Genomic DNA, 13,158 nt, shown 5'->3' with positions numbered 1-13,158 from the left:
GATAGGATTGATCCCCAGTTATGCATGGAAATTTAGGAAATATTCTAATCTTGATGTCAGTTGCGGTAGTGGCAGTGTGGCTATTTAAACGTATCAATTTGCCACCTATCTTGGCCTACTTATTTTGTGGAATCCTAGCTGGCCCAGATATTTTAGCTTTATTCGAACATCCTGAAGATATGCAAAACTTTGCTGAATTAGGCATAGTTTTTTTGTTGTTTTCTCTCGGCCTAGAATTCTCTTTACCTAAAATGTTAGCTATGCGCCATTTAGTGTTTGGTGTGGGTTTGGGACAAATGGTGATCACTACCTTAGTCTTTACTGGATTAGCCTTGTTAGTTGGTTTTGAGCAAAAAGCGGCATTGGTAGTGGGCGGAATGGTCGCCTTGTCTTCTACCGCAATTGTGATCAAACAAACCAGCGATTTGGGTATTTTGAATACACCCAGAGCGCAAATAGCGGTTAGTATTTTATTACTTCAAGATCTAGCAGTTGTACCTCTATTGATATTGGTTCCTTTGCTGTCAGCTGATTCAGAACAAAGTCTAGCTTTGGCTATCTCTTTTGCCTTTTTAAAAGGCCTAATAGTAGTGGGCATTTTAATGTCTGTAGGCAAATGGGTACTACCTAAGGTGTTTAGTGAAGTCGCTCGTACTCGAACTGATGAGCTGTTTGTTTTAACCACTATTATGGTGGCCTTAATGGCCGCTGGTTTAGCATTTTCTTTTGGTTTGTCTATGGCCTTAGGTGCATTTTTAGCCGGTATGATGTTAGGTGAAAGCCAATATAAACATCAATTAGAGGCAGACATTCGTCCTTTTAGAGACATTCTTATGGGCTTGTTTTTTATAACTATAGGTATGCGCTTAGAGCCTCATAACTTGCCTGCTCAAATTCATTGGGCGCTACTGGGCTTAGCTTGCATAGTGGTATTAAAAGTATGCATTATTCGTATATCAGCCCTTATATTTCACTTAGATAAAAAAGATGCATGGGCAGCGGGATTAAAGCTTTGCCAAATGGGAGAGTTTAGTTTTGTATTGGCGGCATTAGCTGTTGACCATCAAATTTTAACCTCGCAACAGGGCTCTTTGTTATTAACTATTGGTGTGATGAGTATGGCGATTACGCCCTGGTTAGTAGATAAAAGCCCTGAATTTGCCAAGATAATTAGTCGCGAAAAAGAATTGGATGTAGCAGGTTTGAAACAGGTTCCTGATAACGCTAAGGAGATGTCAGACCATGTGCTCATTTTTGGTTTTGGGCGGGTAGGGCAGTCGGTAAGTCGATTATTAAAAACAGAGGCTATCCCATATAAGGTAGTAGATGCCGATCCTGTGCGGGTACAAGAAAGCCAAAGTGCTGGTGAGCCTGTTTATTTTGGTGATGTGAAACAAAAAGATATTTTACGAGCCGTTGGCATAGACAAAGCAAAGATGGTGTTGATTACCTTTGACCAACATGAGAAGGCCAAAAGTGTGATTGAATTGGTGTCTAGTCTTTATCCTAATCTACCTATAGTTGTGCGGACCCGCAAAGATTATCGTATGGAAGAATTATTGGACTCTGGTGCCACACAAGTTGTCCCAGAGATACTCGAAGGTAGCCTAATGTTAGTCACGCAGGTTTTACAGTTATCGGGCGTACCTATGTCGCGGATTCTGAAACGAGTGCGCAAGGAAAGAAAAGGCCATTACGGAAACATGCATGGTTTCTTCCCTGGCGAGACTACTGAGTTAGATTATGTGAAGCAAGATAAGTTAGAGTTTATGCATGCGGTAATCTTGACCTCAGATGCATTTGCGGTAGGTAAGTCTCTACAAGAATTAGATATCGCAGCTATGAAAGTGAGTTTAAGAGGGTTAAGGCGAGATAACAATGAGTTACCTGATCCTGAACAAGGTACAATACTTCAAGCGGGAGATGTATTAGTCATTGCAGGTAAGCCTAGACGAGTAGAAAGTGCCGAAAGGTTACTACTTGAAGGCCATTAATACTTTAGGTTGTGATGTGCTAGACTAATTTGCATTAAACATTAAATAGTTTATAGTGTGAATTATTGACCTAGTAGACAATAAAACGCTAGGCAGGGAAATAAAAAGGGCGAACATTAGTTCGCCCTTTTTACATATTAGGGATCAGATATAGTCTTACTTTTTAATATCGGGCCACACAAACTTTTCACCTGGTTCTGATTGGTTTGGCTGAACTTGACTCTCACTAATGTAAAGTTGCTCTACTTTTTCTCTGGCCCAAGGGGTTTTGCGTAAAAACTTTAAACTAGATTTGATTGAAGGATCTTTGGTAAAACAGTTTATTTTTACTTTTTCACCTAAAGCCTCCCAACCCAACTTGCCTTCTAAAAACTCGACAATTTGTTGCAAAGTGACGCCATGTAAAGGATCGTTTTTTTCAGATTGATGCATATTATTTCGCTCTGATTTCAATGCGCCAGTCACCGCCGGCACTAATTTTAAATTTATCGGCAAAGTTATCTTGGTTCAACGCTAGGGCTAGGTTTTCAAGGCTATTTACATATAACAAAGGTTCACCTTCGTTTACCCCAGCAAATGAACGTTCGAAAGTAATGGCTTTTAACAGAACCGTTTTACCTGCTTGGGTAACGGTGACACTAAATGGTTTAGTGTAAAGCTCACTATAACTTTTTACCTTACTCAATTTGAGTAATAGCGCCATAGGTACATTGGTCCATACGTTGCCATAAGCTGGATCTAAAATAGGTATACCACCGATTAAGGTTTTACCTTCAATTCTGGCGGTTTCATGTTGAATATTTAAAACTTGATCCGGCAATTTGGGGCCAACTTTTTCAAATAAAATTTTATTCGCTGCTAGTCTAGCACCAGTGTAGGCGTATACGTCTCGGCCATGAAAAGTATGGGAAGCTTCACTGTCTTTTAGGCGATTGACTTTTTCGTCTATTTCTCTAACTTCAGCAATGCCTAATCGTTTGGCGACTAAAGTTAATGTGCCGTTATCTGGGGTGACAAAATAATGATTGGTTTTAGTTTTTAATACCACTGATTTGCGATCGCTTCCCACACCTGGATCAACCACAGACACAAACACAGTATGTTCTGGCCAAAAGTCAGCTACTGCGTCTAAGCGGTACGCTCCTTCCCAAATGTTATAAGCAGGGATGTCGTGAGTGAGATCTTCAACTTTTAAGTTTTTATCCACACCTAAAGCGACGCCATGCATGGCTGATACGGCTTGATCTCGCAAGCCAAAATCAGATTGAAAAACCACTATTCCATTACCTACAGCTAGTACTATTTGTGTGCCAAATAAAACATATATGGCAGTTGTAACAAATAAGGTTTTGAAAGTTTTCATTAAATATTCTTACTAGTATTTTGAGGAAAGTAAGTTCTATTATGAACCTTAGAAACTCTTTTTTTAACTAAAATATAGGATTAATAGGCTTTGAAAGAAAAAGCACCAACTCCTTTCAAGCTAATAGCGATGGATTTGCCATTAGTTTGAAAGGAAGCTAGTTATAAAAAGAACTATTTTATTGCGGATTGAATATATTGTGTGAAGCTTGCTTGGTTGGTTGATTTAAGCGATACGCATTGATTTGCGGCGTTCATGGCTACCTCAAAGCTGCGCTCCATGCCTTCAAAATCAGCTTTTTTGTCTGTATAAAAGGCAGTCGCCAACTTGATATTGTCTGTGTGACAAGACTGAGATAAATATTCAGGCATGCTAGCTAAATGGTAAGCGGGCAATTTTTTGGATAGCGCGTTAAAGTTGTCATCAAGCCAAGTGTAAAACATAGTTAAATCATCTTGGCTGGCAATGGCGTTTCTAACCATAGTAATGGTATTGGCTGGGCCGACATTTTCTGTTAGAGCAAAATTTAAGGTTTTAGCCACGTCTGCTGGTGTTTTAAATTTCATGGCACTACGTAGAGTACCGCGAACACTAGCATCAGAATTACTCATGTATAAAGCCTGCATTTTTGTAAACCAATCATCGGTACTAAACTTAGCTAGATTACTTAGCGCTTGAATCGCCATATTCCTTGGAATACTTTGTTGATCAGCCAAATACTGATTAGCTAAACTTAAGCTAATTTTTTGGATCTCTGGTGTATTACTATATTTTGCTAACAAACCATATACAGCGGCCCGAAGGCGACTGACTGTCACCGAATCATCAGCTTGTTCATCAACTCCTAAACGCTTAAACCAAGGGCTGAGTTTTAGTGACACATACTCTGCGAACAAGTGTTCGTTACTCTCGTCAACTAGATATACTAAGCTATTAAGGGTGCCTACAACTGCATTGCCAACAAGAGGGTCGGTGTCATCCACTAACACATTTAGTATGGACATCATTTGGGGTAACGCTAACTCACCTGCGGAAATTGGGGTAACGCTAACTCACCTGCGGAAAATAGAGCTTCTGCATTATACAATAATGACTTTTTCTCACGTACATTAAGTACTGAAATATCTGCAAGTAAACTTTCTAACTGAGCCGGTGTGGTTTTCCAACGCATATAGCCCATGGCGTTATCGTTTGGAAATATCCAATCTGCTTCAGCCAATTCTTGAATATTTGACTTTTGTTGCTTTAAGAAAAGATTTTTTCTAGAGATTTTACCATTCTTTTTATAGGTAAGGGCCAGTGGCACAACCCATGTTTGCTCTTTAACATCAGCACCTTGTAAGTGATAACGAGTCTGGCTAATGTCACCATTACTGGAAAATTCTACTAATGGATAACTAGGTTGTTCTAAGTAGGTTTTCATCATAGCGGGCACATCAAAATCAGCTACCGATGATAATACTTGCCATAAATCATCGGCAGTGGTGTTACCCCAGGCATGTTTTTGCATATAAGTTTGAATGGCTTGTTGAAATGGCTTTTCACCCACCAAGGACTCTATTAATTGTAAAATAGATTCACCTTTGCTGTAGTTTAAGCCTAAGCCGTCCATCACATCGGGTTGGTCACGTACAATTTTTTTGACTGGTTTAACAGTGGGGTTGGCGTCTGCGCCAAACGCTCTTTCTTGCACTAAGTTCATTTTATATTGCTGTTCCGGATATAAGTCCATCATTACTTTAGACGCCATCCAAGAGGCGAAAGCTTCGTTTAACCATAAATCATCCCACCAAGCCATAGTAACTAGATTTCCGTACCACATATGAGCCAACTCGTGTGCAATGACCATAAGGGGAGTGCGTTGTTCAGCAAGTCGAGGGTTTTCGTCTAATAGCAATAAACTACTACGGTAAGTCACTAGGCCAACATTTTCCATGGCACCAAAGGTAAAGTTAGGTACAGCGACAAAATCTAGTTTTTCGTAGGGGAAAGGTTGGCCAAAATATTCTTCTAAATTTTGCAATATGCCAGCCGTGTGTTTCGCCGGAAAAGTTGTACGATGAGCTTGACCTTTGGGCGTGTAAATTCTTCCAGGTACTTTTAAGTTGGGTATCTCTATCGAGTCAAGTTCACCCACAGCTAAGGCCACTAAATAAGTAGGCATAGGTTTTGTTTTATTAAAGACAACAGTTTGCCAGCCATCTTTAATAGTTCGACTTTTCACCAAGGTATTAGATAAAACAGTGTGTTTTTCAGGGGAACTAATGGTCATCTGATAAGGAATTTTAAACGAAGGTTCATCAAAACTAGGAAAGGCTTGTCTGGCATACATATCTTCAAACTGAGTAAAAATATAATTGTGGCCTTCAAACTTTGTCAAATACATGCCATCAGAGGTGGAGTTATATTTTCCACTAAATTTAATGTGCAACTTATAACGATTAGGTGCAATAACTTGCTCAGCGGTGGCATGCTGAATATTGTATTTATGCGAAGTCACAGTAAGCGGGATAGTGTTGTTTGTAGCTATTAAATGCGCAGACTGTATATCTAAACCCAATTGATAAAACTCAACAACTTTAGTTTTTTTGGTTACATCTATGGTGATAGTGGTTTCACCACTATAGTTAATTTCATCAGGATCAATTGTTAAGGTTATCTGCTGAAAGCTAGGTTTTACAAAAGGCGTGAGCCTATATTTAATTTCTTCACTAAAGGCGTTGACTGCAAAGGTCAGGCTCAATAATAGTACCGTTGTGAGGCGGATAGATTTGAACATAATAATTTCCCGGGATTTTACATTTTATAATTTTATTTGTGGCGATTGGTGTGATATCTGGTTGTACCAGAGGTCATTAACCGACGAACATTATGCTAAATTAGAATAAAAGCAAATAGATACTTGTAAATAAGTACGTCAATAGTGTGTAACGTAAACTATACAAATACCAAATCGGAGGCAAAAAAAAGCCCTGTTAATTAACAGGGCTTTTAAAAATAGGTGTTATTAAGCGAAGTTTGCTGAAGCAAATTCCCAGTTAACTAGTGCCCAGAAACCTTCTAAGTATTTAGGACGAAGATTACGGTAGTCAATGTAATAAGCGTGTTCCCATAAATCTACTGTTAGTAGTGGGGTTAAGCTGTCATCAGTAAGAGGTGTTGCAGCGTTGCTAGTGTTAACAATGTCTAAACTGCCGTCAGCTGTTTTAACTAACCAAGTCCAGCTTGAACCAAAGTTATTTACTGCTTTGTCATTTAAAGCCACTTTGAAGTCTGCAAAAGAACCCCATTTAGCGTTAATTGCGTCAGCAAGTGCGCCAGTTGGGTCACCGCCGCCATTCGGGCTTAGGCTGTTCCAGTAAAAAGTATGGTTCCAGATTTGTGCTGCGTTATTAAATACGCCGCCTTCAGAGTTCTTAACGATTTCTTCTAGGCTTTTGTTAGCCATGTCAGTACCGTCAACTAAACCATTTAATTTAGTTACATAAGTAGCGTGATGTTTGCCGTAGTGATATTCCAAAGTCTCAGCTGAGATATGTGGTTCTAGAGCGTTCTTTTCATAAGGAAGTGCTGGTAATTCAAAAGCCATGATATTTCTCCATTAGATAGTTTATGAGTGTCACTATTCGAAACGATTTAAATGCTAGTACTTTATTAAGCAATGTAAAAGTACTCGTTTGTTATTTATTAAAATTTTTCGAACATGAGGTAATAAGTTGTGACAAAACTCCATTTTTCAAGGTGAAAATTGGAATTGACACTTGAAAAAGTTAAACTAGTCGCCAGATCAGCAACAATTCAAAATTGATATGAGAGCCACTATGGAAACAATTGATAAAATTAAGCAACAAATTGAAGAGAATCCTATTTTGTTATACATGAAAGGGTCTCCTAAGTTACCTAATTGTGGTTTTTCTTCACAGGCTTCACAAGCATTAATGCAATGTGGTGAGCAATTCGCTTATGTGGATATTTTGCAAAACCCAGATATTCGTGCTGAACTTCCAAAATATGCCAATTGGCCGACTTTTCCGCAGTTGTGGGTAGACGGTGAGTTAATTGGTGGCTGTGACATTATTATGGAAATGGCTCAGCAAGGTGAATTGCAAGAAGTAATAAAAGAGTCTGTAGCTAAACGTGCCGGAGATGCTGCTGAATAGTTTTATTTAGTTAGTAATTCTATTGCTAAAAATTCAGAAAAAAATAGAGCGTAATTCGCTCTATTTTTTTGTCTGTGTTTTATAGAAGGTTAAGCTGCCTTTACAATATTACTGCTAAAGTGCAGGCTTGGATGAAAGAGCAGATGCTGGTTGAGTACTTTTCTCTGTTGCCTTAATTCTCATTTCCAAATCATCGATTCGATTGGTTTGATTATTATTTGCCAAAGCGGTTGAAATTAACTTTTCTCGTAAACTAGCTAGTTGTTGTTCTATTTCAGCATCACCTGAACTAATTTGAGTTAATTGCTGCTGAACCTGTTTAATAATACTAGCGTGGTTGACTAATTGCTCTTTGGCTAAACTTATCTGCGTATCGTTTTCAGCATAGTTGCCAGATAAGGCTTTAAGGGCTTTATCGTTATTGGCGGTCAGTGTTGCCACTGATTTTTCCAAAGCTTTGATGTCAGCTTGGTTGCGCCTCCAAGCTGAAGCCCAAAGTTTGTCCATTTGATCCCATAACTCTTTTGTCTTAGCACTAAGCTCTTTAACTTTAACACCAAGAGCGACCGTGGATTGATCCATTTCTTCGCCAGTGGCTGATAATCTGTTTTCTAACTCAGATATGCGAGTCTGAGCTTGTTGTAATACCTTGTATTGTTCTGAAGACCAATAAACACCAGCGCCAATTGTTGCGCTAAACAAAAGTAAAAATACAAACCAAGAAGGTCCTTTGGCGGGGGCACTAGGCTCTTCAGGTTCAGATCCTTTTTTACCAGTTTTTTTACTGGCTCGTGTTCGTTGGAAAGATTCTAGATCGTCTCGTTCAAGTGTGATCTTGGGCATGTCATCAAAAGGGTCGTTGGCCATTCTATCTTTTACTAACTATTGGGAATTTATGCCTTTGATTATACATAGCTAATTAAATAATGGGATAGCGGAATGAGCTTCAAATTAAAAAATGAATTATAAAGTAAGTTTTTAAGTAAATTAGAAAAAAAACCTAGGCTGCTAAAAAGCTACCAGCCTAGGTATTTTAAGGGTGTTAAGCCTGTTGACTTTAAACCAACTAAAGGCCAGTTAAAGGTTGATCAAAGCTAGCTCTGTATCTGCATTAAGCACGACCCACCAACGGTTGCCAAATGTACTGTCGTAACCCACTAGTGGCACGTCACTACAACTTGCGTCTCGGGTTGGGGCTTGGGTTAAATAACTTTCGTTCCACGGGCTATCCACTACACATTCGGCTGGGGCAATGGCTACCCATTCGTTACCTTTGCTAGCTAGAGTAACTGTTGCAGCATCTATGGTTTCTGGTGCGGTAAAGCTTACAGCAAAGGTATCGGCCACGGCAGAGCTGATGTCCCACGATTTAGTCGCGCTGGTGGGTAGTTTTATAGGTTGCTTTTCCGAACCATCGGTTTGCGACAAGGCTAAACCTGCGTCGACTTCAATGTCTTTTACTACCCCGTAATCATCTTGATAAGTACCAGTTTGGTTTTGAGTGCCACTAATAATTAAAATGTCTGACGCGGTGTTATGCGCAGGAGTCCAGCTAAGAGCCACATGCTCTTTTAGATCGATAGTAGTTTCGGGAATGATCATTTCGTCATTCTCGTAATCAGGTATAACCCGAGCGGCACTGTTTAAGTTGGGCGACCAGCGTTCGTGGTATTGATACAACCACTGAAAGGCCAAACGCACTAAGTCGTTTAGGGTTTCGGCGCGGCTAAAACCAGGAGTGATACCCATGTCTCGGGTACGGGTGTCGGTGCGGTTAAATGTATTGTTTTCGCCGCCTATTAAACTGGCATAAGTGCCATCATCGGCAAAACAATCGTTAGAGATGTATTCAGGCGACAACACTAAAACCGGTCGTGTGTCGGCTAATATGGAGCTGGGATAGACCACGGTTTCGCAGCGGTTAGTGGTGCGTGAAAACTTATCCATCATTTGCCAATTGGCGTCAAATGCTTGGTCGTCAGCGTTTGACTTAGCGGTATGCTCGGCAAAGTAAGACTGATAATCAACGCGATCTTGGTTAAACGTTAGTAGCGACGAGTTAACATCATAATGCGTAGAGCCACTGCTCAAGGTGGCATTTTTTTGGGATACTATCATTTGTACTAAATCGCGCTCACCAAAGCGAAACTCATAACCTTTGTAAGAAGCATTACCTGCCATGATTTGGGTGTAAGTATTCATTTTATAATTGCCACCAGTTGGCGTAGAACTTGATGGTAAAGTGGTTAATGCCGTTTGTGAACTAATCAAAGAACGTTGATATTGATGCTCGTGGCCCTGTACATAAATCACATCTCGCGAGGCAAAAAAGTCACGAATTTTGGGTTGTACATCGTAAACCCAAGCATCATCTTTGGTACCGTCAACAATTTGCTCGCGGGTTTGACCATACTTAGCACCAATTAAGCCATCGTGACTGGCCACCACTATATGTTCAACTTGGTCTTCGTTTTCGAGTACCACTTGTTTGATCCAGTCAAAAGCAATGGGTAAATTGTAATAGGCTAAACCAATTACCAGCACATTTTCCCGTATCACATAATAGTTCACCCACTCATAACCGGGCATGTGCACGGCATCTTCTGGAATGAAGTTTTTCATATTCTCAATCCAGTTATAGGTATAAGCATAACTGGTTTCGTGATTACCCATTACCGGTAAAAACTCAATACCTTGTTCGCTGTAACTGTCGGCAACCGAGCGCCATTCGGCAAACTCTAGCTCTGACCCGCCATCGGTTAAATCACCAAGTGCAATAATCATATCTACCCCGGCTGCTGCTTGGTGCTCTAACACCTCAGCCATAGGATGCATTGCCACATGTGCTTGGCCTTGTGCATCGCTACCACCTTGAGTGTCGGGTAATAAGCCAATTTTAAATTCACTGTAAACTACAGGTTCTGGTGGAGTCGTGTCATCAGGCTCTGGTTCAACCACTTCTTCCACCACGTTAGTAACATAAGTTTTATCCCCCTCACATCCAGCTAACGCTCCTAATAACGTTAGTGAAATAATGGTTTTTGTAAAAATTGACCGTGACATTTTTGTTTCCTATTTTTTAGTTAGTTTGAACAAACCTAGATTGACTTGTAGAAAACATTTTAAAAATAAAACACTGCATTTTGATGGCAAAAATATGACGATTAAATGATCAATAATTACGAAGGTATAGTGCTAAATATATGAATTCATTGCTATTGTGTGCAAATTTTATTAGGAATTTTTTATGGGTGTTAAGTGCTAAGCTGTTGAAACTATTATTCAATAATGGTTTTTTTTGTAATTATCATAGATATTACTCTAAGGCTGGTGATGCCTTTTAGGTTCTGAATTATTCCCGTGTTGCGTATTTTAAAGGATTAACTTGTCTAACGATTATTACAACAATCAAGTACGTGAGATAGCGTCGCAGTATTTGGCTCTCTAATTTAATGATGTGCATATGGTTTGGTCTCATCATTTAGATGTAGTTCTACAACAGCCAAATGTGAACACTCTTGATGTTGGCGCTGGGGTAGGTAGAGACGCGAGTTATCTTGCCACTAAGCTTGCTATTGGTAATAAATGTGAAAATAACTCGAGTGTGTATGCGGTTGAACCAGCGATTGAAATACTAAAAGTTAAAGAAGTAATAAAGATGTCAAAACTAAACCCGCTGGTTGATAGGTAATTAATCATGTCCAACATCATCGAAATCCAACTCCAAATGAAACAAGGCGCTACAGCCGGTTATCTTTGCTTGGCTTATAATCTTAAAAATATGTTATCAAACGACAACGAGCGGACTTTGAAGGCTGCATTAAAAAGTGGTTGTTTGGCAAGTTAGGATAGCCTTGTGCTGGTCAAACCTTATGTTTGAGTATCAGTCCTTTTCTACATTTATTCTCAATAAACCTTGTTCATTTCAAATAAATAGGAATAATCGCCCTAGGGTTTTTGTGTTGAGTTATGTGAGTTTGAACAGTGCAGTTATTAGAAGTAGAGTGTTTGGGTAAGTCCCTAAAATTAGAAGGGTCTATGGCGGGTTGGCAGCAGCTTTTTTGGGGCGATCAATGTGTGTCGCAAATTGACGCAACTGCTAGTGCTAACCAAAGTGATGACAGTAACCCTTTTGTTCATCAATTTTCATTGCAAAGCGAGCAGGGCGAAATACGTGTTGAATTAAGTGGTTCGTTGCAATGGCAGCCTTTTGATCTGAAATTCAAGTTGCTGGCGAATGATGAATTGGTTGATGAAAACAGCCTAGTTGAAAAAGACATAGAACAAAGGCAAGTAGACCCAGGCAAAAAGCAACCGATAAAGTTTAGTTTTATCGGTATGGCCGGACTGGGTTTAAAGTTGTTAAAGAGCGCTAAGGTGATAAAGGTGTTGTTTGCGGCGGGCAGTTTAGCCGCTTATAGCTGGCTGTTTTCTATCGAGTTTGCCATTGCGCTCATCCTTTGTTTGGTGTTCCATGAATATGGTCATATTAAGGCCATGAAGTACTTTGGCTTAAAAACCAAAGGTATTTACCTTATTCCTTTTGTGGGTGGTTTAGCCCTTAGCGACGAAAAAATTAATACCCGTTGGCAAGATATTGTTATATCTATTATGGGGCCGTTTTTTGGCTTGATATTGTCTGTGGCTTGTTTAGTGGGATACTGGATCACCGATTTAGAAATACTGGCAGGCTTGGCGGTATTTAATGCTTTGTTGAACTTATTTAATATGTTGCCGGTATTGCCTTTAGATGGTGGCCACGTACTAAAAAGTATCGCGTTTTCGATTAACTCGCGGGTGGGCATTATCGCTTGTGCCTTAGGCGCGGCATTAGGTGTGTATATTAGTTATCAGTTTGGTTTAGCCTTGTTAGGGTTTTTACTGGCCATTGGTAGCGTAGAAATTTTCTTTGAATACAAACGCAGGCACTTGAGTGATTTATTGCCTCTTAATCGTTATGCGCAAGTTGTGTCTATTATTTGGTACGTGCTGACGATTGGCGGCCTAAGCGCGATTATTTGGCTGGTGGGCCAAACCGATAACGATGCTTTGTCTCTACCGCTAAAAATATTGAATAGTTAAGTTATCTTCTTTCCTCTGGGGAGAGGGAAGGTGCGTTCTTTTAGAAAGTAAAACTACGACCTTTATACTAATCCGCATTACTAATTGCCCACTCAGAATGTGCCCAGCGTTTTTTTGATTAAGGCATCGCTGTGCATGTAATGGTGGTTCCCTTTCAAATAGCGAGAACTCGCTCTTTTTAACAAAGATTGGCGCAATACCCGTTGGGGCATTCCTTTTAAACTCTCGCTGAGTGATCACTTATTAACGTGGGATGGTATGACTCATTTGAGCCGAGTGTATATCGAGTATTACAATAAATTTGGTTATTACATATGTATCAATACCAATAGAGATAAAAATCAGTGTATTTGGATTAACTTGTGAAAATATACTATTTGGCCTGACGGTTTCTAAAAACATTGTGGACGTAGGTGCAGGTCAACCATAATTAAATGGTGATACTGTTAAATGGCGTCCCCACCTGGAATCGAACCAAGATCTAAGCCTTAGGAGGGCCTTGTTTTATCCATTAAACTACGGGGACTTCATTTTGAGCTGCATTATGGCTTAGCCTACA

Annotated in this window: 11 protein-coding genes and 1 tRNA gene; 4 read left to right on the top strand and 8 right to left on the bottom strand. The window is 39.8% G+C overall.

All coding sequences use genetic code 11. The annotated features are described in order from the left end of the window. Window positions 1–20: 20 nt before the first annotated feature. Complete coding sequence (locus L0668_RS08670; protein WP_235311821.1) at window positions 21–1,994, top strand: monovalent cation:proton antiporter family protein; 1,974 nt, start codon at window positions 21–23, stop codon at window positions 1,992–1,994. Between the two features lie 156 nt (window positions 1,995–2,150). Here the strand turns inward: L0668_RS08670 and L0668_RS08665 are convergent, their stop codons facing one another. The 5 genes from L0668_RS08665 to L0668_RS08645 form a co-directional block, all read right to left on the bottom strand. Beyond that, on the bottom strand, window positions 2,151–2,426 hold the full coding sequence (locus tag L0668_RS08665) for a VF530 family protein (protein WP_235311819.1): 276 nt from the start codon (window positions 2,424–2,426) through the stop codon (window positions 2,151–2,153). 1 nt (window position 2,427) lies between these two features. Then, entirely contained in the window at window positions 2,428–3,357 is a 930-nt protein-coding gene (locus tag L0668_RS08660; RefSeq protein ID WP_235311817.1) for an SAM hydrolase/SAM-dependent halogenase family protein, read from the bottom strand. Window positions 3,358–3,530: 173 nt separating this feature from the next. After that, window positions 3,531–4,364 (bottom strand): ERAP1-like C-terminal domain-containing protein, encoded by an 834-nt coding sequence (locus L0668_RS08655; protein ID WP_235311816.1) that lies wholly within the window; start codon window positions 4,362–4,364, stop codon window positions 3,531–3,533. Between the two features lie 11 nt (window positions 4,365–4,375). Next, complete coding sequence (locus L0668_RS08650; RefSeq protein WP_235311815.1) at window positions 4,376–6,136, bottom strand: M1 family metallopeptidase; 1,761 nt, start codon at window positions 6,134–6,136, stop codon at window positions 4,376–4,378. Window positions 6,137–6,364: 228 nt separating this feature from the next. Further along, window positions 6,365–6,946 (bottom strand): Fe-Mn family superoxide dismutase, encoded by a 582-nt coding sequence (locus L0668_RS08645; RefSeq protein WP_235311814.1) that lies wholly within the window; start codon window positions 6,944–6,946, stop codon window positions 6,365–6,367. A gap of 232 nt (window positions 6,947–7,178) precedes the next feature. Here L0668_RS08645 and L0668_RS08640 point away from each other — a divergent pair, with 232 nt between their 5' ends. Next, the gene (locus L0668_RS08640) at window positions 7,179–7,517 is read left to right on the top strand and encodes a Grx4 family monothiol glutaredoxin (protein WP_235311813.1); all 339 of its coding nucleotides are present in this window, start codon (window positions 7,179–7,181) and stop codon (window positions 7,515–7,517) included. A 114-nt stretch (window positions 7,518–7,631) separates the two neighbouring features. On the opposite strand, the gene L0668_RS08635 is transcribed toward L0668_RS08640, so the two are convergent. Next, window positions 7,632–8,384 (bottom strand): hypothetical protein, encoded by a 753-nt coding sequence (locus L0668_RS08635; protein ID WP_235311812.1) that lies wholly within the window; start codon window positions 8,382–8,384, stop codon window positions 7,632–7,634. A gap of 210 nt (window positions 8,385–8,594) precedes the next feature. Beyond that, window positions 8,595–10,580, bottom strand: a complete 1,986-nt coding sequence (locus tag L0668_RS08630) for a metallophosphoesterase family protein (RefSeq protein WP_235311811.1) — start codon at window positions 10,578–10,580, stop codon at window positions 8,595–8,597. A gap of 400 nt (window positions 10,581–10,980) precedes the next feature. On the opposite strand from L0668_RS08630, the gene L0668_RS08625 reads away from it, so the two are divergent. Both L0668_RS08625 and L0668_RS08620 read left to right on the top strand, forming a co-directional pair. Beyond that, window positions 10,981–11,208, top strand: coding sequence for a class I SAM-dependent methyltransferase (locus tag L0668_RS08625; protein ID WP_235311810.1), 228 nt, complete (start codon window positions 10,981–10,983; stop codon window positions 11,206–11,208). Between the two features lie 293 nt (window positions 11,209–11,501). Then, on the top strand, window positions 11,502–12,599 hold the full coding sequence (locus L0668_RS08620) for a metalloprotease (protein WP_235311809.1): 1,098 nt from the start codon (window positions 11,502–11,504) through the stop codon (window positions 12,597–12,599). Window positions 12,600–13,050: 451 nt separating this feature from the next. On the opposite strand, the gene L0668_RS08615 is transcribed toward L0668_RS08620, so the two are convergent. Beyond that, window positions 13,051–13,125: transfer RNA gene (locus L0668_RS08615), tRNA-Arg, on the bottom strand. Window positions 13,126–13,158 lie beyond the last annotated feature (33 nt).

It is taken from the genome of Paraglaciecola algarum (genome assembly GCF_021532655.1).
In the GTDB taxonomy this organism is placed as follows: domain Bacteria; phylum Pseudomonadota; class Gammaproteobacteria; order Enterobacterales; family Alteromonadaceae; genus Paraglaciecola; species Paraglaciecola algarum.
The sequence above is the reverse complement of the archived record's forward strand: the minus strand, read 5'-3'. Positions and strand labels throughout refer to the sequence as shown.

Excerpts from the sequence above, each read along its gene's own strand:
- L0668_RS08630 (WP_235311811.1), bottom strand. The coding sequence starts at position 10,580 with ATGTCACGGTCAATTTTTACAAAAACCATTATTTCACTAACGTTATTA.
- L0668_RS08650 (WP_235311815.1), bottom strand. The coding sequence starts at position 6,136 with ATGTTCAAATCTATCCGCCTCACAACGGTACTATTATTGAGCCTGACC.
- L0668_RS08645 (WP_235311814.1), bottom strand. The coding sequence starts at position 6,946 with ATGGCTTTTGAATTACCAGCACTTCCTTATGAAAAGAACGCTCTAGAA.
- L0668_RS08665 (WP_235311819.1), bottom strand. The coding sequence starts at position 2,426 with ATGCATCAATCTGAAAAAAACGATCCTTTACATGGCGTCACTTTGCAA.
- L0668_RS08625 (WP_235311810.1), top strand. The coding sequence starts at position 10,981 with ATGGTTTGGTCTCATCATTTAGATGTAGTTCTACAACAGCCAAATGTG.
- L0668_RS08655 (WP_235311816.1), bottom strand. The coding sequence starts at position 4,364 with ATGATGTCCATACTAAATGTGTTAGTGGATGACACCGACCCTCTTGTT.
- L0668_RS08670 (WP_235311821.1), top strand. The coding sequence starts at position 21 with ATGCATGGAAATTTAGGAAATATTCTAATCTTGATGTCAGTTGCGGTA.
- L0668_RS08660 (WP_235311817.1), bottom strand. The coding sequence starts at position 3,357 with ATGAAAACTTTCAAAACCTTATTTGTTACAACTGCCATATATGTTTTA.
- L0668_RS08635 (WP_235311812.1), bottom strand. The coding sequence starts at position 8,384 with ATGGCCAACGACCCTTTTGATGACATGCCCAAGATCACACTTGAACGA.
- L0668_RS08640 (WP_235311813.1), top strand. The coding sequence starts at position 7,179 with ATGGAAACAATTGATAAAATTAAGCAACAAATTGAAGAGAATCCTATT.